A 26,166-nucleotide genomic window follows, 5' to 3' on the forward strand; every position below is an offset into this window, starting at 1 on the left:
GAGCTCTCAGTTGCGGAGCGGTTTGCCTTTAACCAGCATATGCTGCATCCGCTGCTGCGTTTTCGGTTCTGCTACGAGACTTAAGAACGCTTCCCGCTCTAAGTCCAATAAATATTGTTCATCCACTTTTGTGCCATAAGGAAGTTTGCCGCCTGACAAGACGAAAGCGAGCTTTTTCGCTAATTTCAAATCGTATTCACTGATGTAGCCTGAACTGAACATGCCTTCCGCACCCAACAGGAGCGTAGCGTAGCCCGGTTCGCCAGTTACTGGAATCTTTTCGCGAAGCGGTGCTTGATAGCCATTTTCGTACAAGGCTAAAGCGGCTTGTTTTGCATCATAAATCAAATGATCGCTATTCACAGATATTCCATCTACAAAGTTCAAGAAGTTATTTTCACGCGCTTCTTCTGCCGAAGTTGAAACTTTCGCCATCGCGATCGACTCAAAAACATTGCTTGCGATATTCTGCAGATCCACGTTGATGCCGTTTGGCAAGCCTTTCAAATGCTTGATGTAAAGCTCTTTGTTTCCGCCGCCGCCTGGAATCAGGCCAACTCCTGCTTCGACAAGCCCCATATATGTTTCCATCGAAGCTTGAATGTGTGCTGCGGGCAATGCCACTTCAGCTCCGCCGCCGAGCGACATGCCGAATGGTGCTGCTACAACCGGTTTCGAACTGTATTTAATCTTCATCATGGCATTTTGGAAAGTTTTAATCGTGAAATCTAGTTCGAAGATGTTGTCATCTTGAGCTTCCATCAAAATCATGCCTAAGTTGGCACCTACGCAGAAGTTCTTTCCTTGGTTCCCGATGACAAGCCCTTTAAAGTTCTTTTCAACTTCATCTACCGCAAAATTGATCATCTGCATAATATCCAAACCGATTGCGTTCGAGCGGGAATGGAATTCCAGTAATGCGATACCTTCTCCAAGATCGATCAGGCTTGCGCCTGAGTTCGATTTGATCACGCCATGTTTTTTCTTATATCGTTTAAGATCGATGACTTTTTCATTGACCGGCACCGGCTTGTAATCCGTTCCGTCGAAGAAGTATAAATCTCCGTTTTCTTCTTTATAGAAGCTTTCGTTGCCTGAATCCAATAAACGCTGCACAAATGCCGGCGTGTCATGGCCTTCTTGCTTCATTTTCTCGACTGACTTTTGAACGCCGATGGCATCCCATGTTTCAAATGGGCCTTGCTGCCAGCCGAAGCCCCATTTCATCGCGTTATCAATTGCGACAATGTCATCCGCGATTTCGCCGTTCAACTCAGCCGAGTAGCGAAGTGTTGGCGAAAGAATGCTCCAAAGCAATTCACCTGTACGGTCTTCTGCATAGACAAGCGTCTTCATTTTCGAAGATAGGCCTTTTTGCTGCTTCGCCATTTCTTGTGAAGGCGTTTTCAATTTTCCAGCTGGACGGTATTCCAAGGTTTCCGGATCAAGTTCCTGGATTTCCTTGTCTTTTTTCAAAAAGAACCCTTGGCCGGATTTTGCTCCAAGCCAGCCGTTTTCAACCATTTTCTTCATAAACTCCGGAGCTTCGAACACTTTCTGTTCGTCTCCTGAGGTTTGGTCATAGACGTTTTTGGCAACGTGCATGAACGTGTCAAGTCCGACTACATCCAATGTACGGAAAGTCGCAGATTTCGGTCGACCGATCAACGGACCTGTTACTGAATCCACCTCACCGATTGAATAGCCGCGGCTCTGCATTTCACGAAGCGTCACCAATAAGCCGTATGTACCGATGCGGTTTGCAATAAAGTTCGGTGTGTCTTTTGCAATAACGACGCCTTTTCCTAAACGGTCTTCACCGAATTTCGTCATGAACTCGACCACTTCCGGCGCTGTCGTATTTGCCGGGATCACTTCCAGCAATTTCAGGTAGCGCGGCGGGTTGAAGAAATGCGTTCCAAGGAAATGCTTGCCGAAATCTTCTGAGCGGCCTTCAGCCATTGCGTTGATGCTGATGCCTGAAGTATTGGAGGTAATAATCGTCCCTGGTTTTCTAACCGCATCAATTTTCTCATATAAAGATTTTTTCACATCCAAGTTTTCAACAATCACTTCGATGATCCAATCTACGTCTTTAAGTTTCTCTAAATCGTCTTCTAAGTTTCCTGGAGTAATCAATTGAAGATTTTTCTTTGCAGTAAGTGGAGCCGGTTTTTGTTTCAATAGCTTCTGGATAGAAGTTGATGCAATTCGGTTGCGTACTGCTTTGTCTTCAAGAGACAAACCTTTTCCCTGCTCCGCTTCTGTCAATTCACGCGGTACGATGTCCAGCAATAATACGGGAATCCCTATGTTTGCAAGGTGTGCTGCAATTCCTGAACCCATAACGCCTGAACCGAGCACCGCCGCTTTTTTGATTTGGTATGCCACGAGCAAACCCTCCTTGAGTTTTTGAATGAATCCTCATTCATTTTTATGGTAAAAAAAATAGAACGTTCTCTATGTCCTTAGTGTAAATTATTTTTCCTTTTTTCGCAATATTTAATCCTTAAAAATATCCATTACTTTCAAGTTTGTTTTCTTTTCGAAAAACGGATGACAAGGTACACTGAAGAAGAACCAGTTAAGGAGGAGAATTTATGAAGCCAATTACATCTACTGAACAATTCAATACAGTAATAGAAGGAACGGATCCTGTCATCGTGAAATTCCAAGCAGGATGGTGCCCGGATTGCACGCGCATGGATATGTTCATCGACCCGATTATCGAAGAGTATAACCAATACACATGGTATGACGTAAACCGCGATGAACTGCCTGAACTAGCGGAAAAATATGAAGTGATGGGCATCCCAAGCCTGTTGATTTTCAAAAACGGTGAAAAAACAGCTCACTTGCATAGCGCAAACGCAAAATCGCCTGAATCAGTGACTGACTTTTTAGCTTCTCAAGAGAAATAGACATTCGTCTATTTCTTTTTTTTACGCTATAATAGATGTCATTGTAAAGATTCTCCATTCCCTAAAACTTTTATGACTTCCTTAAAATCCGGAGTCTGGTAAAATTGCTAGGGAAACAAATTAAATTGAGGTGTACTTATGGATTCAACCAATGAAATTCAGGAATTAAAAGAATTGATCAAGCATTACGAAAAAGTGATCCGCAATATGTCAGCTCCAATCATCCCTTCTATCGTTCCCAATACGATTCTAGTGCCGATTGCCGGATATATTTTCAGTGAACGGTTTGAAACAATCCGCACAAAAGTGCTTCAGCACGCGGCCGATAACCGTGAAATCCATTGTGTCGTCTTCGATTTTACCGGCGTCCGCATGGAAGATGTGGAGTCTTTTGACTATAACGAATTGGCCAATGAGCTTTCACAATTGAACAGCGCTTTGAAATTGATGGGCCTTCGCCCAATCTATGTAGGATTCAACCCTCGTTTCGTACGCGAAATCGTCCATGCTGGAATTCAAGTGGAGCTTGAAGTATTCAACACCTTCCGTGCTGCATTGAAGAGTTTGCTGAACGAACGAGATGAGTCGCTTTACTCCATCTGATCTTAATCTTTGAATCTCCAGGAGGTGTCCCTGATGAAAGTGCTTATTCCATTTCAAGGCATGTCCCAATACGACCAGTCGATTGCGGCCGAGCTGCAAGGTTCCGCTTGCGGGCCGACAACCGCCGCTGCGATTTTAAAGCATCATGAAAAGCAGGATTATGATGTCAATGAGCTTTACCGGGCACTTGGTACGACGCGCATCGGGCTCTTCACCTGGAGATTCAAAAGAAAACTGAACCGCTTTGGCCAAAAAAGGTATCGGGTGGTGAAAACCCGCTCCATTGATCAAGTGAAAGAAGAATTGCTGCAAGGCCGGCCGATGGCGATGAAGTTCGACCGTTATTTTTCATTTCGCTGGCGCTTTCCTTCTTCCTACAAATATCACTGGGTTCCACTGATCGGTTTTGAAGAACGGCCGGACGATTTGATCCTTTACATCCATGACAACGGAAAAAGAAACCGCCCAAGTAAAATCCAGGCGGTTTCTTATCAACAGAACCGAAAAGTTCTGACGTTCCTAAAAATCATTCCTACTCAAACGGATTGACCGGTGCTAAACTTTTCTCCAATTGCCGAGCCAGCAATTTCAATTCCTGATCATCGAATAATTGGACCATATCGTTTGTGTAATTCGGCACCAAAATTTCATCCAGCGAAACTTGGAGCGGAATGTCGCATTTTATGACCGCAAGTTCTTTAGATAGAAGCAGCATATCTTTATGCTCTTCTATCTTTTTCTTTTGCGCCGGCTTCAACTCATCGATCGCTTCCAACACACCGTCAGTTGAACCGTAATTCTGAATGAGCTGCAGCGCCGTCTTCGGCCCGATTCCTTTAACGCCCGGATATCCATCACTCGGGTCGCCCATAAACGCTTTAACATCTGCAAATTGAACAGGCATTATGCCGTACTCTTCCTTAAAGCGGTCTTCATCGTATACATCGTAAACATGAAATCCTTTTTTCATAAAAGCAATCTTTACCGAAGGATTCAATAATTGGAGCATGTCTTTATCCCCTGTGATAATCGTGAAATTCGCTTCGCCTTCCCATTGCTTAGTGAAAGAGCCGATAAAATCATCCGCTTCGATTCCAACTTCACCGTAGTTTTTCCAGCCCAATTGCTCCGATACCTTTTTCGCCAGATCGAATTGGTGCAGCATATCTTCCGGCGGCGCTGGGCGGTTCGCCTTATAGCCATCGAACATTTCCGTACGGAATGTCGTCGCGCCCATATCCCAGCAAACAGCGATGTGTGTGGGTTTCATCATGACTTTCGCAGCCAGTACATGGCGCGCAAATCCTTGGACTCCATTTGTCGCAAGCCCTTCCGTTGTCCGGAAATACTGGCCGACCGCAGAAGTCGCAAAGAACGAACGGAACAATAACGCCATCCCGTCTACTAATAAAACATGTGGTTTTTCATTCATTTTAATTCCTCACCTTCATCAAACACTCTTTCCATTATACCGCTTGTTGCACAAAAAAACCGCCGAAGCGGCGGTTTTATCGTTTGCGTTTAATGGCTTTGTATTCCAGATTAATTGCCTTGTAGAAGGAGCCCATCATCATCAGCATTATGAATGAGAATGGGAATGCTGAAATGATCAGCGCCGTTTGAAGCGCATCCAGCCCCCCTGCCGATAACAGGATAACCGCAATCAATGATTGCGCAACTCCCCACGTCAGTTTAACTGCATTTGCCGGATGCAATGACCCATTTGTCGACTGCATGCCGAGAACGAAAGTTGCTGAATCGGCGGATGTGATAAAGAATGTAGTGACCAAAAGAATGGCGATGATCGATAGAACCACACCTAATGGCACTTCATTGAATACCCCGAACAGCGTTTCCGATGTCAACAATCCGGTTAAATCGACGCCGCTGTTTTGAACATCAATCGCCGTCGAACCGAAAGCAGCAAACCAGATGAAACTTAAGAAAGTTGGAATCATCAAGACCCCAAATAGGAATTGGCGGATCGTCCGCCCTTTTGAAACACGGGCGATAAAGATGCCGACAAATGGCGCCCACGAAATCCACCAAGCCCAATAGAAAATCGTCCAGCCGTCAATCCAAGCCCGGTTCTCTCCGTTGACTGGAGCCGAACGGAAACTCATTTGGATCAAGTTTTGGAAATAACCCCCAACACTTTCTGTGAACATATTGAGGATCAATAATGTCGGCCCAAGTATAAGGACCAAGACCAATAATGCGATTGCCAATACCATATTGGTATTCGACAAATACTTGATCCCTTTGCTTAATCCGCTCCAAGCTGAAATCATGAATAAGACCGTTACTACTGCAATGATGACTAATTGAACCGTGAAATTGTCTCCCGGAATGCCATCAAACAAAAAAGCCAATCCTTCATTGATTTGAATGGTTCCGAAACCGAGAGTGGTTGCTACACCTACAGCTGTAGCAAATACCGCGACGACATCAACCAAAATCCCCCATGGTCCATTCATCTTATCGCCAAAAATCGGCTTTAACGTAGCTGAAATCAGGCCTGGCTCTCCTTTACGGAATTGGAAATAAGCGAGCGGCAATGCCACTACTGCATAAATCGCCCAAGCATGAATTCCCCAATGGAAAAACGTGAAGCGCATCGATTCCTTGAACGCTTCTGCTGTTCCTGGCTCAGCGGTGGCCGGGTCGATTGCAAAGTGGGACAGCGGCTCAGCCGCTCCCCAGAATACAAGCCCAATGCCCATCCCAGCTGAGAATAACATCGCAATCCATGTGCCGAAAGAAAATTCCGGCTTGTCATTGTCTTTCCCCAATCGAATTTGCCCCATCGGACTGATGAGGAAAAATAGGCAGAACAGAACCATGACCGATACGATCAATAAATAATACCACCCGAACGAAGTTGTCAGGAATCCTTCTATATTGCCTGTAACTTCTGCAAAATTATCTGGTGCAAAAGCGCCATATCCGACTGCCAATAACACAAGGACAATCGAAATCCAGAAAACATTGGTTACTTTCTTCATATAGTACCTCCCTGTTTTTTTATCACAATTGTTCATGTTACGGAAGTTCAAAGCCTATGTCAAACGGTGTGCTATGTATTAAGAAATCCGCCCATGAAGAACTATGTAATCCATACCCTGTTTTAAATTAAAATAAGCTAGCGGAAAATGGAAATAGAAAAACACCGCTTTTCTTGAGAAAGACGGTGTTTTAGCAATTAGTGGTTTCAGGAGAGAACAACTATCAGACTTTGATATTCATAGCATGATTTCTTCCAATTGCCGGAAGAAGCCCTTTGATTTCCTGAAGGTCTTCAATGATAAAATCCGCTTCTCTCAGTTCCGATTCCTGCGCAAAATCAAAACGGCAGCCGATAGCTGTCAGCCCATTGGCTTTTGCGGCTTGGATGTCAGAAAGCCGGTCTCCAATAACGGTCCCTTCTGAAATGGCGTGTTTTTCGACCATCATTTTTACTAAATCCTTTTTATCCAAAGTTGGGATTTGCTCGATGCTGAAGGTTTCAGTCACCCATTGATCCAATCCATAAAAATCCACGATCGCTTTGAGATACCCGGTCTGCCCGTTGCTTGCGATGAAAATTGGATAGCCTAGGTTCTTTAAGTGGCTGAATAACTTCTCAACGTTCGGATAGAGAGCTCCATTGCCCTTCTGGATATTCCCTATCAAGCATTCGTGGAAATAGCCATTCGTTTCATCCCGTACATCTTGGGAATGATCAGGCAATAGGACCGCCCAAACTTTGGGCAGCGGTACCCCCATGATGTCGCGGTACTGTCCGATTGGCGTTGCCGCATCCCATAATCCTTTGCTTCTCAAATGCGAAAACGCATCTTCGAGCGCCGCTTCTAAAATTCGATTTGTTTGAAAAAGAGTTCCGTCCATATCAAAAATACATGCGTGTTTCATCCAATTCTCCTTTAGTACCCGTTTAGTTAGAAAGACGCGCTTTCGCCTCTAAAAGTTCTTCGATCTGCTGTTTTAAGTTAAGTACCACTTAAATTCATTTAAATCTTTTTCATTAAATGTCCCATTTGCTTCTGCATTTTCATACACATGAATGGCTTGAGAAATCAAAGGCCGGTAAATTTCTGGGAAAAGACGATTCCCCTCAAGTCCCGCTTCTTTCTTTGAAGCAATCTTTTCTTCTTTCAAATACCAATAAACCCGGATCATGTTTAAAATGCAATACACCGGATCTTCCTGGATGCGCTGCAAGCATTCTTCAAAATCGCCTAATAACGAAGCGAGATAATCTTCCTTTGGCACTTCCGGAAACACAAGCTCAATTCTCTTTCCGGACAGGCAAATTCCGCAATGGCGCATAATCGTGATGTGAGCAGCCAGATCCGGATCCGTTTTTCTCTCTGAATGAAAATAGAGGCCTTTCGGTTCTGCCAACTCCTGCTCATACCGATCCCGCCAATATTCACTGAAATGAAATTCATACGGCGTTGGAAATTGCCAAGGTGTAAGCTGCTGAGCTGACAAGACACTGATTTCTACTGGATAAGGTTCCTTAGAGATGTCCAGGAAGTATCGTGCCAATTCCTTTTTGGAGCAGGATGATAGGGATTTTGGGACCACTACAATTAAATCGATATCGCTTCTCTTCGGGTTAAATCCGCCGAGAGCAAGAGATCCATGTACATAGATTCCAGTAATTTCATCTCCTAAGATCGACTCTAATCCGGTTTTCACTCGCTTTAAATAGCACTTCATTTCTGGGGATAAACGTCCATGGTTCCCATTCATAAACTATTCCTCACTCCAATTCCATAATTCCACTTCGCCTAATTGTTCACCCCGAACCCATTCCTCATCCTGCAGCTTCAATAATTCTTTCACAGGTCCAGTCACGACCGCACCGTAAACGGTAAATCCGTTTTCTTTTAGATAGTCATAGCGAGTTTTAAAATGGCTAAGCCCAAGATAAAACTCAAGATAATTAGTGGATTTGTCCGAAATCAGCTTTTCCATATTATCGAGCATCGCAACTTTGCTTTCTTCGATCGATGATGCGTCCAGTTCAAACGCCATCTTGCTCGACAAATAATCTTCGGCCATCGTCCGTGCAGGCGGCAGTCCAATACCATCATATACAGTTACTTCTGTCGCACTGCCACCGGAGCTTCCGGGACTGAACTCTGTGTATTCCCCCGTATGCAGCTGCATCCAGAGAATATCTACATCGTAAGGTTTCAGGCTTTCAATCAATTCTTCCGGCTCCATAAAGCGGTCCGTCGAGAATGCCAATTCTCCGACGATCCCTTCATGCAGCATGTCTAAAGTCTTCCACACGTCCGGTTCAGGATTCGCATCTAGTTTATCCCCAGTTCTTGGGTCTTCCGGATAAAAGAAAGGGAAAAAGTTAAGCTGATCCTTTCCAGGTGTTTGGTATTCAATATACGAGTTGGTGTCGCTTAAACGCTTGACGGCTTTTGCTTCACCGATGACCAGGTCTTCTTTCCCCACCTTTTTGACAATCGGATATGTGACTTCTGTTGTTCCGAAAAAAGAAATTCCATCTGCTGTGTAGTCAAATGTTCCTCTAACATTCGGTGTCTTCCATTCCAAAGCGAGCTTCGTATTAAAATCATTTTCTTCAGCGAATTGAAAACGATCCGAAACCACATTCAGCAAAATCGTATAAATCCCATACACCAGCATTCCCAAGACAAAAACCCGCAGAATCCGCATCGTCAATGTGAAGCGGGATTTTTTCAATATTTTCTTTTCCAATTCTTTATTCCATTCGCCCATCATGCCACCCTCTCTTTTTCCCGATAGCCTCCAGCTTTTTCCGTGCCCGGTACAAATTGACCTTTACTTGGTCTTCCGACAGCTCCATCGCTTCCTGAATCTCGGCGTATGTAAATTGTTCAACTTCCCGCAAATACAGGATCGTCCGGAAATGCTCCGGCAAAAAGCTCAACAATTCGTTTAAATCCCCTGCTGCCTCTTGAGACAACATGGATTCTTCAGGCAATCCGTAAGGGCTGATCATTGCTTCGTTTGAATAAAACAAGTTCAGGAACGGAATCGCTTGTCTGCGTTTCCGTTTCCGCCATTCGTCAATGTAAATATTCCTCGCCACTTTGAACAGCCAGGCACGCGCTTCTTCCCCTTCATACGTATGGAGGGAAATCGTCGCGCGAACGAAGGTTTCCTGTGTCAGGTCCTCAGCTAAATGAGACGAACCGGACATTTTCCATAAAAAATAATAAAGGGGTTTTGAATAGTTTTCATAAAGAGTTTCCAGCTGCTGCTTTTTCATTCGCTCCCCCTTTATCTTTTCTCTATGTAACACGTCTTGCTTTCTATATTGTTACAGTTTTACTAAAAGAAATGTAAAAAAAGAAGAGAAACTTAATTTCCGTTTCTCTTCTGTCTGTCTTGTATGATGTCTGCAACTTTTCTCGGTCTTACGTCTAAATGGTCCAGTTCATTCAACTCGATCCATAAAGGCACGTATGCGCCTCTTTGAAGGTCATTGAATTCTTCGCCGATGCCCGTACCAAATTCGCCTTCCCGTATGGTTGCCTGAAAAAAATACTGCTTGCCGTTAAACTCAACTGTTGCCAGGCATTCCTGGATTTCGACTTTTACTCCAAGTTCTTCCCACGCTTCCCGTTCTGCTGCCGCTTCCGGGGTTTCCCCGGCCTCGATCCCGCCGCCAGGAAAGACGTAGTAGATTGAATCGGTCCGCACGCGTTTGATTAATGCGACCCGATTGTTTTGAATGATGACCACTGCACCGCGGTCTCTCATTTAAACTTCTTCCCCTATCGATTTTTGAACAAGTGACACAAGCATCTCCACGTCTTCCGGATAATTATGGACCAACCCGCTGATTTCTTCAGCTGTTTTCCACTCGATTTCTTCCACTTCTGCGTCAGGGTCCTGATACGAAATAAAACCCGCCATCTTTTCACAAAGGAAATAATGGGTCGTAACATCGTAATCTCCAATCTGCGTTCTTTTAACCGGCAACTCCTCATGAATAGCAACTTTAAATCCTGTTTCTTCCCAAACTTCACGGATGCAAGCTTGTTCTGGTGTTTCGCCTTCTTCTAAACCGCCTGATGGAATGCTCCACGCATTCGTTTCTGTAGATTTGATCATCAGCAATCGCCCATTTCCCATCACTACTGCAGCGGCACCTTTCCAAACAGCCAATGGCATGATCGTCCCCCTTATAAAGAAAACTTCCTCTTGATTAAAGCCGCTGTTTCTTTTGCACTCAAAGCGGTATTATTGATCCGCAGATAATTCGCTTCCGTGATTTCCCCTTCGACAGAATTCACCCGGTTATGCTGCATCGTATGGAGCAGATGCTGTTCGGACTGTTCAATATTGCGTTTGGTCGGCTTGTGTTCTAGCCGGTGCGCGGTTCTATTGCGGATGAGGCGCTCCTCCGTATCTGCTTCCAACTCCACGAAATAAATCTCGACGCCTTGCGATTTGAAAAGCGTGCACATCCATTCCACTTCGTCCCAGTCCTCTTGCTTGTCAAAATACCAGAGCTTAGTGAAAATCATTCCATACGCTTCGCTTCCCGCAAAGCTTTCGAAAATCTGCCGGCGAAACAGCGTGTTGAGCCGCCACATTTCCTCTGTAAATCCGTACAAAGGCTCCAACAAATCAATCGTCATATGGTTATGGAATAACCTTAAATTTGTCAGTGCCGCGAGCTCTTGTCCAACTGTCATTTTTCCGACAGCTTGCGGACCAAATAAAAAAACGAACTTCTCCATTGTGTTGCCTCCACCTGGTTTTTCAATTTACCGACGTGCAGAATCTTTTAGAAGGAGCGCACATTCTTCTGCCGCTTTGTCCGCTGCTTCTTCTATGTATGACAGAACCTCTTCCCAGGAGTATACTTCCAGTTCCTTTACAAGCTCGTCTTTCGAATAAATAAAGTCACCAAGCGTTTCTTCTTTGAATAGCCGCAAGTCGTCCTTTCGGATTTCCTCAACAGGATTTTTGGAGAGTTCTGCTCCCGCCAAAATCTCCTGTAAATCGTTTGCGCCGTATTGTTCAAGCAAGCGGCTATTCATCTTCCGGAAATCGCTGTGCCATCGCTCCAATAAAGTCGGGTCTCTATCCACACGCCGCTTCAAATCATTCTTGAAATAGATGCTTTTGAGCCAGACATCATCCGCAATCAAATGAATGAAATAGCCAAGCCCGAATGCATCTTCCACAGCTTGCGGATATTTTTCTTTGAAAGCGTGATAGTCCACAAATCGTGTGCCGTCATCTAAATCCCCTCTAAAGAAATGCGACGCGTCTTTTCGCGCGCGTCCAAAAGCAGCGTCTGGTGCAATGCCGCCTAATAAAACTTCCCGGGTATCGCTCATATCTAAACGTTTTGAAACTTTATCTGCAATAATCAAATGCATGATTCTTGAACCCATAAGGTTCCCCCTTCAAACTATAGATTCATTATTAATATTGATAGCCGCCAGTCGTTCGAGCTCCGTTAAGAAAAGCGGCAACCGGGCAGCTATTTCTTTCTTCGTGCCAAAACGGATTTCAGTTTCTTTTCTCAGCTCCCCTTCCAGTAATTGGAGGTGGCTAAAGGCCGATTCGAGCACTTGCAGCAGCTGTTCCCCTCTGACTTCACGGACGATTTCTGTATTGCCTTCGCTATAGCCAGCTAAAAAACCTTCAGCGATCGCTTTCATCTTCGCTTCGTGTACGTCAAATCGATGTTTTCTGTATCGTTCGGTAGCAGAGAGGGAGACAAAATAGTTTTCGTATAAGTTTATGAAATTGCCAGCCATTCCTCTTGGATAGTAGACGATCGGATAAGGATCAATCAGGCAAACTTGAGTGCCGTTCATCAATATATTTTCAGGTGAAGCATCCTGGTTGGTTAGGAGCGGCATTGTAAATCTTTGCTGCCTGAGCGCTGCTGCCCAATGGATTGCCTTCTCGACCGCTTCACTCTTTAATTCCGGGTGACTCTGGCACAAAGTTTCATAATCCGCCAATTGCTCTTCACTTTCTTCTTTCAACCCTTGATGCGCATCTCCCGCGATGCTGCCCCGAAGCCCCTCTTCTGTAGACCACGCAAGAAAACCGTAGCCGGATAATCCATGAGGAATTTTTTCCGTTTCCCGGTAGATTTCTCCAATGTCTTGGCCTAATTGAAAAGCAGCTTCCCTATTTATTTCCGCAAGCTCGATGGCGGTTCCGGCAAAAGATTCCAGCGTGTATGTCAGCTCTTCCGTCACGAAAAAGGAATAATGCATAGGCGCTGCACCCTTTACCGCTTGATTGACGACCGCATAATAGAGTTCGGTTCCCCCGTATTCTGCTTTTAAAACGGCCTCATCATACAGAACCGGTTGGCCATACGCTATTTCTTTCGGAATCCGCAGCACCCAATCGCTTCCATTTTTACGTACTTTCCAGGCATGATGCCAAACCCCTTCTCCGAGAAATACGGGAGTATCCACTTCCGCATGCCTAATGGCTTCTTGTAATTTTAATGGATTGATCATCTTTTAACTTCTTCCTATTCTTTTTTATTCGCTAATTCCGAAGAACGCAGTCAATGGTATTTTCCGCCCGCCTTCATGCCATTGCCGATATTGTTTAAATACCGTCTGAATGTCATTGTTAAAATGGCCTTCTATGAGTTCTTTCACCGCAAGAAAACTCCGCCAATAATCAAACATGATGCTGGACAAGCTCCCCAAATAGGAGGCACTTCCAAAATCATCAAGCGAACGCCCGCCGTAGTCTTCCGTGAATACCTTCACCAATTCGCTTTCAATCGCTGTAATTTCATCAAACTCTGCCGGGCTCAATACGAATTTCCGCGGCAAATATTGGCACATGCCTTCTTCAAACCAAATGCTGTCATCCCGCTCAACGTGAAATTCATCCTCAAATAAATCGGAATGATGCGTCAGCTCATGTGCTGCGATGGTGAACAGCTGATTTTCCGAGTAGTTCGCATAGAACTGCTCGATATGGGGCAGGTCTTTGCCGTCTAATTGCTTCAGAAAAAGCTGCCGCCATTCTGCAAGATCCGGTGACATATAAATAACATCCTTATTTGTAAACGCGGGAATCGGCACTTCTGAAAAAACCGTCGTCGCGAGTTCTGCTGAAGTCCAAACAAAAGCTTTTGGAAGTTCGGTCAAAGCAAAGTCTTTTTCCATTACTTTCTGGTAATCTAGTAAGCGCTTATTAAAGCTTTCTGTTATACCTTGATACTTTTCATAGGCTTTCACAGACTTAAAACTATAGATTGTTTTCATGTTTATATCCTCTCTACAGGCAAATAGTAAAAATAGATTTCCTTTAAAGCAAATGCTGATTGCCGTGAAAAATGCTCAAAATGAAATCTCTTTCAGGGACTTTCAACTTTTCATAGCCTGCTAGAAATTCTTTATTGTCATAGGCGGCTTCTTTCAATTCCACTTCGACTGTCCCGTTAAATGACACGGTGGCATACCGGGCATATGGCCAATTGCTGCAGCCAAGAGAACCTGGATTCAAATAGGTTCTCGAGTTAGTCGAGAAATAATGGACAGGGTGATGATGGCCGAAACACACGAGATCGACAGCGGAACCCTTATAAAGAGCCTCGAATTTTTCCCATGTCGGATTCGCATCGATTGGCAAGTATTTTTTCGCCGGATCCAAATGATAATGGGTCAACAAGAGGGTTTTGCCGCCATGGCAGACCGTCAGCTCTTTTGGAAGAGCCTTGAGTTCCGGAATGAACTTTTTATCCATCCGGTCGAGCAGCCACTCATGGTGCACTCTTTCGCCGCCCTGGCTTTCGCCTTCTTCACCATTTAAAAGGGCCAGCATTTCCTCTTCATGATTCCCCAGAATCATCGTCACATCATCCCGTGAACAAAGAGCTTCCAATACTTCGTTTGTTTCATAGCCGATGCCGACCATATCTCCTACGCAATAAATGTGTTTGATATCTGGCTCCTGGTCAATTTCTTTCAGCACAGCCTGAAGCGCTGAGTAATTGCCGTGAATGTCTGCCAGTATTGCAATCTTTTCTGCCATTTTGTCACTTCTTTTCTTTAAATTAATTTTCCTGAATCAACCGATTAATCTGCTTCACAAGCTCCGCTAACTCATCCTCTTTCATAAAGAAGCTGGTTCCTTCCGGCGTCGTCCTGCCTCCGTGTCTAAACGTTTCAAACGCTTCCTCTTCGCTCATCTCAATTGCTCTGAACCGGTCGCTATTGAACAGCACTTCAGCATTGACGGCTTTTTTTGAAGTGATTTCATAAACGAAGACGATCCGGTGTTCTCCTAGAAAATAAATGAAGGGGTAATCCACTTTGAACTCGATACAAATCGCCGCCTAACTAGTTAGAGTGATTATCAATCAATAAAATACGGATAAAACTTCACCACAGTAATGGCGAAACTCATCAAGTTAAACAATAATAAACCGTAGACCAAAGGTGAGATCTTAAAATAGAACGGTATGGCTTGCGGCGTTTCCTGCCTGTTATCAATCCTTGAAAATGCGTTGTATTGGTTAGTGGTTTGATTGGAGTAAAGCTGCAGGAGCCAAATAGCTCCAAAGATCAATAAGCCGCCAAGCAACATGATATCGATGAAGTTCCAGTCAAAAAATAACGATATAGACCAAAGCACCGCTGTTTCAACCGCGGCAGTCGCGATGATGATGAATATGTTTTTCATAATTGCACCTCTACCTTAAAAGTAAATGGGAGAACAGCTCCCAAAGTTTCAAAAAGATGTTAAAAATTTCATTTCTCTAATTTTATCAATAATTCTTTTAATTCAACAGCTAAAGTTGGAAAAAATGTGAAATTGCTAAAAAGCTATTTAACCAACATAAAAAGGCATCGATTCTTTACTCTTTTCGAGAGCAGCATCGATGCCTTTTCGTGTTCTTTTATTTCTGCTTAATTTACTTGTTCTTTATTCATCGCCTGAAAATTAAGCTGTTCTAAAACGATTTCTTTCTCGGTGTAAGGCAGATACCTGTCGCCCACGAGCAAAGTCGTTTCATGCCCTTTATCCGTTAACAGCACAATATCTTCTTTCTCCGCAATATCAATGGCATGCCGGACCGCTTCCGCTCTTTCTGCTATTAACTTATATCGGCTATGAAGCATGCCTTTTTCATAGGCTTGAAGAATTTCACGGCTCGGCTCTTGCCCCGGATTGTTAGTTGTGATGATGACGTAATCCGCAATCGATGCTTTTTCTGCCATGATCGGCCGTTTGAGCTGATCGCGGTAATTCCCCCCGGCAATAAGGATAATCAGACGGCCTTTTTTAAATGGCAACAGACTGTCGATCGCTTTTTCAATGGCATCCGGTGTATGCGCATAATCGATATAGACCATCGGCCCGTCTGAAGATGCCAATTTCTCCATCCGCCCTTCCACCGGATAGATTTCCGGTAAATGTTCAAGCATCGTTTCGATTTCCATGCCATATGCATACAATGCAGCGAGGGCTGCGAGCACATTGTACACATTGAATTTTCCGATGAAATCGGTTTTCACAGCAAAGGTTCCTTCAGGAGACTCGAGCATAAATTCCGTCCCTTGTTCATCATAGCTAATTTGGCTTGCCTGAAAATCAGCGCCCGCCGATAACCCGTAGCTGATCGTTTCAAAAGGCGTCATCCCTGAGAATGAAGCAGACCATGAATCATCCTGGTTCAAAACGGCGAATTTGGTTTTCCGAACGTCTTGTCCAAGCTGCGAGAACAACAGTCCTTTGGCATGTCCGTAGCTTTCCATCGATTTATGGAAATCCAGATGATCGTGGCTTAAATTGGTGAATACCGCAATATCCAACTCAATTCCCCACATTCTTCCGTTAACGAGCCCTTGTGAAGACGTTTCAAAAATCATCGCGGAACAATCGCTTTCAGCTGCTTTCTCAAGCATCTTCAAATTGGAAAGAATATCACTCGTGGTGTTCGGGGTCGGTGCCCACGTATTGATTGAACGAAATCCAAGCGTTCCGGCAACAGCTGATTTTTGGCCGGCTTTCTCCATCAATTCATGGATCATATGCGAAACCGTCGTTTTGCCGTTTGTTCCAGTAACGCCTATAGTTGAGAGTTTGGCTGCAGGATACCCGTAAAGATGGCTGGCAAGGCGAGCAAGCACTTTAGCCGAATCTTTTACCCGGACAACGCACATGCCATCCGGTACATGGCTGATTTCTTTTCCCGAAATAATCATTGATGCGCCTCGGCGCACCGCATCTTCGACAAATTCGTGGCCATCTACGGTATAGCCGGTAATGCAGACAAAAACATCTCCCGGTCCGACATTTCGGGAATCCATTTGAATTCCTTCTATAAAATCAGGCACTATGCCTTGGATCGTTTTTATTTTAATTAGATTCAATAATTCTTCTGTTTTCAAAAGCCTCTTCCTCTCGCCGCGTAATCATGATTCCCAGCGGATTTCCGGAAATCCCCTTCCTTGTTTTATTAGTCTACTGCATCACTAAAATTCTAGCTATTCAGAAGAAAGGTTTTACAGAAAAAAAAACCGCCTCAAAAACCGGATCTCGGTCTTAAGGCAGTGCCCATTTTTATTCGTCGATTCCCATCGATTTGCGGTAACCATTCAAGTACGTGATTTCAGAAGGGCTGCCCATTTCGGGTGCGCTCATCGCACGGTGCCAAAGCGGATAAATCGGCACAGGACGTGCAACGGCTTCAATTTTGTCCTGCTCTTCTTTCGTCAATTGAATGTCAAAAGAAGCGATGTTTTCTTTCAATTGTTCTTCGTTTCGCGCAGCAATGACAATCGGCCCGACATTCGGACGATCACGGACCCATGCGTAGGCGATTTGCGGAACCGAGGCGTTGTGGTTCGCCGCCACTTCCTCTAAAGCGTCGATGACTTGGTATAGGCGTTCCTGATCCTGAACCCAAGGCTCCGGCCATCCGGCACCTTGCCGTGTGTTTTCGGGCGCAGTTTTGTTGCGTCCGATTTTCCCGTTCAACAAGCCTTCACCAAGCGGACTCCAGATCATTGAACTGACCCCAAGTTCTTTCCCTGCCGGCAACAGTTCATACTCCGCTTCCCTCGCTTCCGGCGTGTAGTAAATCTGCTGGGTGATCGGCGGAATAAACCCATTTTGCTCCGCAATCGTAACGGTTCTTGCGAGTGCCCAGCCGCTGTAATTCGAAACGCCCCAATGGCGGATCTTGCCGGACTTCACCAATTGCGTCATCGTTTCCACCGTTTCTTCGACAGGCGTCTGCCCGTCCCATAAATGGACAAAATACAGGTCCAGGTAATCTGTTCCAAGACGCTCCAAAGTTTGATCGATCGACGACAGGATGTTATTGCGGGAAGCCCCGCGCACATTCGGATCGTCGCTCAACGGAAACCCAGTTTTTGAAGTGAGCAATACTTGGTCACGGCGTCCTTTGATTGCCGCACCCAGCACACGCTCTGCATCGCCTTTTGAATATAAATTTGCGGTATCGAACATATTGATGCCTGCTTCCAGCGACATGTCGACCATGCGCCGAGCTAAATCTTCTTTGACATCCCCTGCTGCTTCAAATCCGTTCGTTCCGCTGAACGGGACTGTCCCCAGTATGTATTTTGGAACGCGCAAGCCTGATTTCCCTAGATAAATAGTTTCCATAAGCTCCTCCTAGTGGATGAATTTTGGTTATTCTATTAGACCTTAGTAGAATACCCTGCCGCCTCTCAACTAAAACAGTTGCCGTCCAATCCAACTAAAAACCGTTTTCTCGAGTGAAAAAACTCAAGAAAACGGCTTGTTCTTTTATTCGATTAAGGCGTTTCATCCAACATCGAACTTGGGAATTCAAAAAGTTTCGCAGCATCTCCGCCATCATCCCATACATTCGCATTCGTCCATTTCAAGCTTTGCGCCGGCTGATGTAGGGCATTCGGTCCCGAAGTGATATTAACGCTCTGGCCCGAGCGGAGAATAAAGCCATCCGGGAATTTGAAGGTTTCGTTGCCTTTCACACTGACTAAAGTAAATCCGGTCATGTCGGCATTTACCCGGTCGTAGTTCGTCAGCGTGACCACTTCCGCTTTCAGATCTTTTTTCACAATGCGGATATCCGGAATCAACTGGCCGTATCCGAATAAATGATAGTCCACATTCATTTGTGTAAATTCATCCGCAATGACATAAATGACATTGCCTTGGATATGCGTATCATAAATATCCGATCCGCTTGCCCGAAGGTCATTCACGACGCTTTCATCCGGTTCACCGGAATAGGACAGGATCGCCATGCGCGCTTTCACTTCATCAATAAAGGGATAGGTATAATATTCTTCCTCTCCGTGATGCGGCACTTTCAATACTTCCGCTTTCAAGTCATACTTGTCCACCAATTGCTGCTGGACTTTCGGCGTAGCATCTCCGGCAAGGAGAAAATCTGCAGTGTCCCGGGATACTTTCAAGACCATTCCACCGTCGTCCGCATTTTCCGCTTTTGGATCTGCATGTAAGACTTGGATCGCGACTGAAGCATCCGGTGACAGGTTATCGCCGGTTTTTACCGTCTTCACTGTGACTTCATTCGCTTCGACTGCTTTGAAATAATCGCTGTGAATGGCTGGGTCGGTTGGCAGCCCGCTTTCATAAATCGTTTCCACCTCATTGTTTTCAATCACCCACGCGGCTCCGCCCATATGTTCAGGGTCTGGATGCGTCAAGATTATGGAAGTGATCGGACGGGCGCCAATTTCTTTTAATGCACGGCTGATTTGTTCCGCATTCGGTCCGGCATCGATCAGTACGGCTCGCCCGTCTGCATATTCCACATATGTGGCATCGCCCCGTCCGACATCCAGGAACGCAATTTCCACTGCATCCGGTTTTACCGAGAATTCATTCAAATTCATTGCCCGTGCAGTGAACGCCGCGAATTGTTCCCGCGTCAGCGTTTCCGCTGGCCGGAAGTTACTCCGTTCATAGCCCGCTGCAACGCCCCAAGCGGATAACTTCTGGATCGCATCGTAAGCTTTCATCCCTTTTTGGACATCAAAGAAATATTCCGGCTCGCCTTCATAGCCCCAATCAAACGCACGGGAAATGAAAATGGCCATTTCTGCACGCGTCACTGTTTTAGCCGGTTTGAATGTGCCGTCCGGGTAGCCGCTGATGATGCCTTCTTTTACAAGTTTGGCAATATTGCCGCTCGAAACGATTGTGTCGTCCACGTCTTTAAACTGCGTATTTTGCTCCTCAGCGGAATAACCGAGCGCTTTGCCAATCATAATCGCCGCTTGCCCGCGCGTCACCCCCGCTTTCGGCTGGAATTTTCCATCCGTAAAACCGGTGATGACGCCTTCATCTGAAAGATACTGAATTTCTTTATGGAAGCGATTGGCATCGCTCACATCGGGAAATCCGGCTGCTGAAGACGGAGATGCGGAAAAACTTGAAACGAATAATGTTGCAGCTAATGCCAGTCCTAATTTTTTCATTCGAGAGCCCCCTTTTATAGCTAAGAATAACATAATATTCCATAAGAATTCTCATTATTTTTTAGAAAGAAACCCAACTTCCACTATATAAATACCCCAGTTCCATTGAACTGGGGTATTCTGTATAAACTTCAATTGGGTAGCGAATCAGCTTCATCTTTCTTTCCATAGTCAATCGGTAATGCAGCTGATGTAAGAGTGAGGATATAAAATGGGTATATGAACAATCCCGCTATTATCAGAAGACCCGATCCAGGATTTGGCATATCGCCTCCATAGCTTATGGGGAAAAGCGTCGCAAACCCATACAGGTAAAGAACAAAATAAGGCAGCCACAAAATAACAGTCCAGTAGTTTGAATTCTTCCGTCCCAGCCACTTCTGGATGAGCGTATAGAATAATAGCGTACCCAGCGTCACTTCAAAGAGCAAGATGATTCCAGTCAAGCTATTTACCGTCCCGATTTCCAAGTCCGCGATCCGGCTGATTCTGTAAACATTCAACATCAATTCAACGGGGATAGCGATCATAAGCGCATACAGCATGCTTACTGCATTCAGCTTCCAAAATTGCTTCATCCATTCCCCTCATTTCCCCTTCATTCGCTAAAGTCTAAATTAACCGGCTGCGCTGGCAACTGTGCTTCCGAAAGCATATTGGTCGTCGGCACGTTCTGCCCTACTTCTTCAAAGCGGAAGCCATCCGCCCACACTTTGCCGCCGCCAATCAGCAAAACGCCGAAATGGATAGAAGTGCTGTCTTCCGGAACATCGAGCACGATCGAGTAATGATTCCAATCGGTTGTACCTTGAATCGACCGATTGTCCATATTATCGAACTGGACCGTATCCCCAGAAGCGTTATCAATTCGAAGCCAAGCCCCGCATTTATCTGCCTGTTCCGTTTTCAAAAAACAGGAAAGCTTAATCCGTTTGCCAATAAATTCACGCGCCTGAAACCCTTGCATCATCGTCGCAAATTGCTGCTCATTTACCTCTGCTTTGGCATACAATAATCCAGATTTCGTTCCCGTATGGCACACCGCTGAATCCGTCATCAATTCATACAGTTCTGGATTCGATCCGCTCAAACTCCACCCTTTTACTTGTTCACTTGTCGCCATCATTTCTTCCTCCTCCATCATTCTGACAGCTCGCATCAGTTTTCGGTATTTCCCAGGCGGCACAGCATACACTTCTTTAAATGCCCGCGTAAAAGCTTCCTGTGACTGAAAATGAAATTGAAAAGCAATCGCGATAATCGATTCATCACTATACAAGAGAAGCATCGAAGCCATCGCTAACCGGCGCATCCGGATGTATTCGCCAATCGTCCTGCCTGTCTCTTCTTTGAACACCCGCAGCAAATGGTATTTTGAATACCCGACGGCTCGCGGAAACGAATCGAGCGGAAGTTCTTCCTGCAGCTGGCTTTCAATATACGAAATCGTCCTTTGCGTCACTTCACTGTACTGCATCCTGTTCACCTCAAAATGATCATACCGAAAATGGAGAAGGTTTTTTTGATGGATATTGCTAAAGTGCGTTTTGTAATTTAAAAACCTCTTTGATTATTAGACTGAAAGAATTGAAATAGGTTCCTGTAAAAGGAGGAACTGCAAAAGCACTAGAGAATTTAAAAGGAATGAAGCATTTCTGCTTTGCCTTAACTTTAATCATTTCTTTATAAGAACAGTATAGTTTAATTTCATTAGAATGATTATTTTCTTTAGTTGGGGATTTCTAAAATCGGAGGACACATATGAGTGAAGTTATGCAGAATTATCAAATCGAAACTACGAATGGAACAGTGAATTACTACGAGTTCGGCAATCCAAAGAACCCCACAATCATTTGCTTGCACGGCCTTGCCGGAAATGCTTTCTATAGCTTTGCTGAGTTAATGCCGTTTCTGCAACACCGTTTCCACCTGATCGTGTTAGACAGTCCGGGTCACGGTGGTACATTCTCCTTTTCTAATGAGGAAGAATATTCCTTTGCTAATTTGGCTGCCTGGCTTAATGTTTTAATCCCACAACTCACTGATTCTCCTTTTTATGTATTGGGGCATTCTTGGGGAGCTGATGTCGCGCTTCACTTTACCCGCTATTACCCGGCAAACGTATTAGGACTCATGATGCTGGATGGTGGATTTACATTTCCACAGAATCAGCCTGAAATGACGTTCGATTATGCCTATATAGGTTGGCAGCAATACATGGATGAATCGACATTTCAAACTGAAAAAGAAATTTTTGAGGAATACCGATCTTACACAAACAATTGGAATTCACAAAAAGAACGATATGCCTTATCTCTTTTTGAGAAGCAGCTAAACGGAGAATTCCGCCTAAAAGCTTCAACACATACCGTTCTCTCAATCATCAAGGCTTTCTTCAAAGAGTCCTTTACAGAAGCTTATCCGTTTATCCAAATCCCCGTACTCCTGATTCATGCTGAGCATCCAAAAGAAATGGATACAGCAAGAATGAAGGGCATTTGCCAGCTTAAAGAACAAATCGACGATGTAACAATCCAAATCATGAGCGATACTTCCCACATGATTCAGTGGGACGAGCCAGAAGAAACAGCGAATGTGATTGCTGGCTGGGTGAATCAGAAACTTAAATGAGAATTTACTTTCGTTATTTTCTTTTGTCTCTCTCCTTTTCATTTTAAAAAACATCGAAAAAACGCCAAAACCTCCGAAAAGGTTTTGGCGTTCTTCTTTGTTTATCTCACTATGGAGACGGCGGGAGTCGAACCCGCGTCCAGAAACTCCGCTACTTGAGCGTCTACGCGTGTAGCTTATCCATTTAAGTTTCGCGCAGCACTATGCCGATAAGCAGGCGTCGTGTGCACTAACTTGAAAATCTCTTGCCGGCAGCTCAAGTTGCACTGCCGACCGTATCCCACTAAAGTTGAGCTCTACACAGCCACATGGGTGATGGATGCTAAGAGCAGATCCGAGCTTACGCTGCGAATGCTAGGTTTTGGTTTGTTTTGCCAGTTACTATAGTTACGTTGGTGACGGAGCCGATCCTCCGACGCGCGACCCAAGCCCAGATCATCCCTGTCGAATCCGTAACGTCCCCTCAATTAAAAGGGAACACGGAAGATGTTAGCTTCGGTGTTATAAATTAATTATAGAGCAATAGGGACTAAATATCAAGAAAAGCGATCAGTAGCGGCCCCGGTCCTTGATGGCCCGGTCGATTTCACGCTTCGCATCTTTTTTCTTCAAGTCCTGGCGCTTGTCGTAGTTCTTCTTCCCTTTACCGATGCCGAGAAGCACTTTGGCATAGCCGTCTTTCAAATACATCTTCAATGGAATGATAGCCGATCCTTGTACTTTCGATACGCCGATCAGTTCATTGATCTGCTTTTTATGCAGCAATAATTTCCGTACACGGGTCGGATCGTGATTGAAGATATTGCCTTGCTCGTACGGGGCAATATGCATATTCGAGATCCAAGCTTCTCCATTGCGGATCCGGACGAACGCATCGACCAATTGGACTTTGCCGTTTCGCGCAGATTTAATTTCTGTTCCTTGCAATACGATGCCCGCTTCAATCGTTTCTTCGATGAAATAATCGAAGCCGGCTTTTTTGTTCTGGGCAATTACTTTGCCTTCACCTTTTGCCATGCTGTTCACCTCAAATAAATTAAGAAAAGCGCAAGCGCCCGACCAGCTTCAAGAACCGTATGGGCGCCGGAGTTTATACACGGAATGTGGAACTCCCTTTTCTATACTGACTGATTTTTTAAAAGCGGCAGTTAAGCCGCTCCCTTATTTTTTCTTCTTGTTTTTCTGGTTTCGTGCAACGCCTTCATAGAACTTTTTCTTTTTGTTTTTCGGTTTGCGAGTCGGTCCGCCGCCTTCGCCTCGTTTTCCGTCGCGGCCCGGCTTGCCTCCGCGCCCTGGTTTCCCAGCGCCTTCTTTTTTGGTCGCACGGATAACCTTCGGTGCGTCTTTGCGTGTGCGGCGCTTTACTTCCGGCATGCCGACGATTTCAAAGTCGATCGCGGATTCTTCCGGCTTCACGCCAATGACTTTGATGCGAATCTCGTCGCCGATGCGGAATTGGCGGTTGCTGCGTTCGCCGATCATCATCATTTGGCGATCGTCAAAACGATAAAAATCATCGGTCATATTGGAAACATGGACCAATCCTTCGATCGTATTCGGCAATTCGATGAAAAGACCGAAATTCGTAACGGAACTGATGATGCCATCAAATTCCTCGCCGATTTTATCTGCCATGTACTGCGATTTCTTCAAAGCATCGGTATCGCGTTCTGCTTCTACTGCCCGGCGCTCACGCTCGGACGTATGCTCAGCGATTTCGTCCATATTCGCTTCCCAGTGCATGATTGTCGCTTTTGACAAGTCTTTATTGATCAAATACGTACGGATCAACCGGTGTACGATCAAATCGGGATAACGGCGGATCGGCGACGTGAAATGCGTATAGAATTCGGTTGAAAGGCCGAAATGCCCGAGGCTTTCAGAAGAGTATTTCGCCTGCTGCATCGAACGCAGCATCATCGTCGAAATCACCGGTTCTTCCGGTGTGCCTTCAATCGATTCAATGATTTCCTGTAAAGCTTTCGGATGAATCTGGTTTCCGGTACCTTTGACGACAATCCCGAAATTCGTCACGAATTCGAAAAAGCGCTGCAGTTTCTCAGGTTTTGGATCTTCGTGGATCCGGTAGATGGCTGGAACTTCCATGCGGTGAAAATGCTCCGCGACTGTTTCGTTCGCTGCCAACATGAATTCTTCGATTAATCGTTCAGAAACCGTGCGTTCACGGACAACCACATCAACAGGATAGCCATCTTCATCTACTAACACTTTCGATTCCTTGAAATCGAAATCGATGGCTCCACGGCGCATACGGCGGTCGCGTAAAACAGCTGCCAATTCCTTCATTAATTCGAACATCGGCACTAGATCTGCGTATTTTTCTTTTAGTTCCTGATTGTCCTGTTCCAAAATTTCATATACATCCGTATACGTCATACGGGCAGAAGTGTTGATGACACTTTGGAAAATGTCATGCGATAAAACTTCCCCTTTATCATTGAAAATCATTTCACAGGATAAAGTCAGGCGGTCCACTTGCGGATTCAACGAGCAGATTCCGTTTGATAAACGGTGGGGAATCATCGGAATAACGCGGTCCGTCAAATAAATGCTTGTTGCGCGGTCATAAGCTTCCCGGTCAATCGGTGAATCTTCCGTTACGTAATGGCTGACGTCGGCAATATGGACGCCGAGTTTATACGTACCGTCTTCCAATTTCACTACTTGAACCGCATCATCCAAGTCTTTCGCATCCGCTCCGTCAATCGTCACAATCTGCTCATTGCGCAAATCGCGGCGATCGTTCAAATCAGATGGATCAATTTCTTCCGGTACATTATTCGCCATTTCCAAGACATCCGCTGGAAATTCGGTTTCAATGCCGTATTTATGGATAATCGACAAGATGTCGACGCCTGGGTCGTTCTTATGTCCAAGAATCTGTGTCACCATACCGGTCGCAGACTTTCTGCCTTCCGGCCAGCCGGTAATTTCCACGACGACTTTATGGCCATCCACAGCTCCCAATGTATCCTCTTTTGCGATAAAGATATCCATATTCATTTTCTTATCATCGGATACCACAAAGCCGAAGCCGCGGTTATCCTGGAACGTGCCGACCACTTTCGTCGTTCCGCGTTCAACGATCCGAATAATGGCCCCTTCACGGCGGTCGCCGGAAGAATTCTCAGAAATCCGGATCAGCACCGTATCGCCATTGATGGCGCCATTAACTTCCGTCGGTGGAATAAATACATCATCCATTCCCGCTTCTTCAGGTGCTACGAAGCCGAAGCCTCTCGGATGTCCAATAAACTTCCCGCGCATCAAATTCATGCGTTCCGGTACGCCGTAACGATTTACACGTGAACGGACAAGCAGCCCCTTTTCTTCCAGTTTCACTAGGGTCTTCACCAATTCTTTAAATTCATCGGCATCATCAAAGCCGAATTGCTCTTCTATTTCTTGTACAGTCAAAGGCTTATACGCGTCTTCGCGCATAAACGACAATAACCGCTGGTCCAGCGACGTTTCATTTTTTCCCATGTATATTTCCTCCTTTAGAC

The 26,166-nt window shown here is 45.1% G+C and carries 27 protein-coding genes and 1 other RNA gene; 4 read left to right on the forward strand and 24 right to left on the reverse strand.

Going from position 1 to position 26,166, the window contains the following annotated elements; translation table 11 throughout:
* Positions 1–6 precede the first annotated feature (6 nt).
* Positions 7–2,391 carry a 3-hydroxyacyl-CoA dehydrogenase/enoyl-CoA hydratase family protein gene (locus NFU07_RS15660; protein WP_251479743.1) on the reverse strand — a complete coding sequence of 795 codons (2,385 nt, stop codon included), beginning with the start codon at positions 2,389–2,391 and terminating at the stop codon, positions 7–9.
* Positions 2,392–2,600: 209 nt separating this feature from the next.
* On the opposite strand from NFU07_RS15660, the gene NFU07_RS15665 reads away from it, so the two are divergent.
* The 3 genes from NFU07_RS15665 (at position 2,601) to NFU07_RS15675 (ending at position 4,073) form a co-directional block, all read left to right on the forward strand.
* Positions 2,601–2,921 (forward strand): thioredoxin family protein, encoded by a 321-nt coding sequence (locus tag NFU07_RS15665; RefSeq protein WP_235198761.1) that lies wholly within the window; start codon positions 2,601–2,603, stop codon positions 2,919–2,921.
* Between the two features lie 138 nt (positions 2,922–3,059).
* A complete protein-coding gene (locus tag NFU07_RS15670) occupies positions 3,060–3,524 on the forward strand; it encodes an STAS domain-containing protein (RefSeq protein ID WP_251479748.1) in 465 nt (154 codons plus the stop codon).
* Between the two features lie 33 nt (positions 3,525–3,557).
* Positions 3,558–4,073, forward strand: a complete 516-nt coding sequence (locus NFU07_RS15675; protein WP_251479757.1) for a C39 family peptidase — start codon at positions 3,558–3,560, stop codon at positions 4,071–4,073.
* Here NFU07_RS15675 and NFU07_RS15680 read toward each other — a convergent pair.
* The 20 genes from NFU07_RS15680 to NFU07_RS15775 all read right to left on the reverse strand — a co-directional run bounded on the left by NFU07_RS15680 (position 4,057) and on the right by NFU07_RS15775 (position 21,485).
* Positions 4,057–4,956: a 5'-3' exonuclease gene (locus NFU07_RS15680; RefSeq protein ID WP_251479760.1), complete on the reverse strand. Its 900-nt coding sequence runs from the start codon at positions 4,954–4,956 to the stop codon at positions 4,057–4,059. The genes NFU07_RS15675 and NFU07_RS15680 overlap by 17 nt on opposite strands.
* Before the next feature lie 76 nt (positions 4,957–5,032).
* Complete coding sequence (locus NFU07_RS15685) at positions 5,033–6,529, reverse strand: glycine betaine uptake BCCT transporter (protein ID WP_251479764.1); 1,497 nt, start codon at positions 6,527–6,529, stop codon at positions 5,033–5,035.
* 223 nt (positions 6,530–6,752) lie between these two features.
* Positions 6,753–7,436 (reverse strand): HAD family hydrolase, encoded by a 684-nt coding sequence (locus tag NFU07_RS15690; protein WP_251479767.1) that lies wholly within the window; start codon positions 7,434–7,436, stop codon positions 6,753–6,755.
* Between the two features lie 72 nt (positions 7,437–7,508).
* Complete coding sequence (locus tag NFU07_RS15695; protein ID WP_251479771.1) at positions 7,509–8,282, reverse strand: aminoglycoside adenylyltransferase domain-containing protein; 774 nt, start codon at positions 8,280–8,282, stop codon at positions 7,509–7,511.
* 3 nt (positions 8,283–8,285) lie between these two features.
* Positions 8,286–9,290, reverse strand: coding sequence for an anti-sigma factor (locus NFU07_RS15700; protein WP_251479774.1), 1,005 nt, complete (start codon positions 9,288–9,290; stop codon positions 8,286–8,288).
* The gene (locus tag NFU07_RS15705; RefSeq protein WP_251479777.1) at positions 9,274–9,804 is read right to left on the reverse strand and encodes a sigma-70 family RNA polymerase sigma factor; all 531 of its coding nucleotides are present in this window, start codon (positions 9,802–9,804) and stop codon (positions 9,274–9,276) included. The genes NFU07_RS15700 and NFU07_RS15705 overlap by 17 nt, the downstream gene beginning before the upstream one ends.
* 92 nt (positions 9,805–9,896) lie before the next feature.
* Positions 9,897–10,298, reverse strand: a complete 402-nt coding sequence (locus NFU07_RS15710; protein WP_251479779.1) for an NUDIX domain-containing protein — start codon at positions 10,296–10,298, stop codon at positions 9,897–9,899.
* The gene (locus NFU07_RS15715; protein ID WP_251479783.1) at positions 10,299–10,712 is read right to left on the reverse strand and encodes an NUDIX hydrolase; all 414 of its coding nucleotides are present in this window, start codon (positions 10,710–10,712) and stop codon (positions 10,299–10,301) included.
* An 11-nt stretch (positions 10,713–10,723) separates the two neighbouring features.
* Positions 10,724–11,284: an AAA family ATPase gene (locus NFU07_RS15720; protein WP_251479786.1), complete on the reverse strand. Its 561-nt coding sequence runs from the start codon at positions 11,282–11,284 to the stop codon at positions 10,724–10,726.
* Positions 11,285–11,311: 27 nt separating this feature from the next.
* Complete coding sequence (locus tag NFU07_RS15725) at positions 11,312–11,947, reverse strand: hydrolase (protein ID WP_251479797.1); 636 nt, start codon at positions 11,945–11,947, stop codon at positions 11,312–11,314.
* 12 nt (positions 11,948–11,959) lie between these two features.
* Positions 11,960–13,039 carry a hypothetical protein gene (locus NFU07_RS15730; protein WP_251479801.1) on the reverse strand — a complete coding sequence of 360 codons (1,080 nt, stop codon included), beginning with the start codon at positions 13,037–13,039 and terminating at the stop codon, positions 11,960–11,962.
* Between the two features lie 24 nt (positions 13,040–13,063).
* Positions 13,064–13,804: a hypothetical protein gene (locus NFU07_RS15735; protein WP_251479814.1), complete on the reverse strand. Its 741-nt coding sequence runs from the start codon at positions 13,802–13,804 to the stop codon at positions 13,064–13,066.
* A gap of 43 nt (positions 13,805–13,847) precedes the next feature.
* The gene (locus NFU07_RS15740) at positions 13,848–14,573 is read right to left on the reverse strand and encodes a metallophosphoesterase family protein (protein ID WP_251479817.1); all 726 of its coding nucleotides are present in this window, start codon (positions 14,571–14,573) and stop codon (positions 13,848–13,850) included.
* Between the two features lie 22 nt (positions 14,574–14,595).
* The gene (locus NFU07_RS15745; RefSeq protein ID WP_251479820.1) at positions 14,596–14,853 is read right to left on the reverse strand and encodes a hypothetical protein; all 258 of its coding nucleotides are present in this window, start codon (positions 14,851–14,853) and stop codon (positions 14,596–14,598) included.
* 44 nt (positions 14,854–14,897) lie between these two features.
* Entirely contained in the window at positions 14,898–15,224 is a 327-nt protein-coding gene (locus NFU07_RS15750; RefSeq protein WP_251479823.1) for a hypothetical protein, read from the reverse strand.
* Between the two features lie 227 nt (positions 15,225–15,451).
* Complete coding sequence (locus NFU07_RS15755; RefSeq protein ID WP_251479827.1) at positions 15,452–16,936, reverse strand: UDP-N-acetylmuramoyl-L-alanyl-D-glutamate--2,6-diaminopimelate ligase; 1,485 nt, start codon at positions 16,934–16,936, stop codon at positions 15,452–15,454.
* 172 nt (positions 16,937–17,108) lie between these two features.
* Positions 17,109–18,179 carry an aldo/keto reductase gene (locus NFU07_RS15760; RefSeq protein ID WP_251479830.1) on the reverse strand — a complete coding sequence of 357 codons (1,071 nt, stop codon included), beginning with the start codon at positions 18,177–18,179 and terminating at the stop codon, positions 17,109–17,111.
* A gap of 152 nt (positions 18,180–18,331) precedes the next feature.
* Entirely contained in the window at positions 18,332–20,008 is a 1,677-nt protein-coding gene (locus tag NFU07_RS15765) for an S-layer homology domain-containing protein (RefSeq protein ID WP_251479834.1), read from the reverse strand.
* Positions 20,009–20,139: 131 nt separating this feature from the next.
* Complete coding sequence (locus NFU07_RS15770; RefSeq protein WP_251479836.1) at positions 20,140–20,586, reverse strand: hypothetical protein; 447 nt, start codon at positions 20,584–20,586, stop codon at positions 20,140–20,142.
* Positions 20,587–20,606: 20 nt separating this feature from the next.
* On the reverse strand, positions 20,607–21,485 hold the full coding sequence (locus tag NFU07_RS15775) for a helix-turn-helix domain-containing protein (RefSeq protein ID WP_251479838.1): 879 nt from the start codon (positions 21,483–21,485) through the stop codon (positions 20,607–20,609).
* A gap of 284 nt (positions 21,486–21,769) precedes the next feature.
* On the opposite strand from NFU07_RS15775, the gene NFU07_RS15780 reads away from it, so the two are divergent.
* Entirely contained in the window at positions 21,770–22,639 is an 870-nt protein-coding gene (locus tag NFU07_RS15780; RefSeq protein WP_251479841.1) for an alpha/beta fold hydrolase, read from the forward strand.
* Positions 22,640–22,748: 109 nt separating this feature from the next.
* Here NFU07_RS15780 and ssrA read toward each other — a convergent pair.
* The 3 genes from ssrA to rnr all read right to left on the reverse strand — a co-directional run bounded on the left by ssrA (position 22,749) and on the right by rnr (position 26,146).
* Positions 22,749–23,102, reverse strand: a transfer-messenger RNA (tmRNA) gene (gene ssrA / locus NFU07_RS15785).
* Positions 23,103–23,188: 86 nt separating this feature from the next.
* Positions 23,189–23,656, reverse strand: a complete 468-nt coding sequence (gene smpB / locus NFU07_RS15790; protein ID WP_251479843.1) for an SsrA-binding protein SmpB — start codon at positions 23,654–23,656, stop codon at positions 23,189–23,191.
* Positions 23,657–23,800: 144 nt separating this feature from the next.
* Positions 23,801–26,146, reverse strand: coding sequence for a ribonuclease R (gene rnr / locus NFU07_RS15795; protein ID WP_251479845.1), 2,346 nt, complete (start codon positions 26,144–26,146; stop codon positions 23,801–23,803).
* Positions 26,147–26,166: the final 20 nt, after the last annotated feature.

Source organism: Planococcus sp. NCCP-2050 (genome assembly GCF_023708025.1).
In the GTDB taxonomy this organism is placed as follows: domain Bacteria; phylum Bacillota; class Bacilli; order Bacillales_A; family Planococcaceae; genus Planococcus.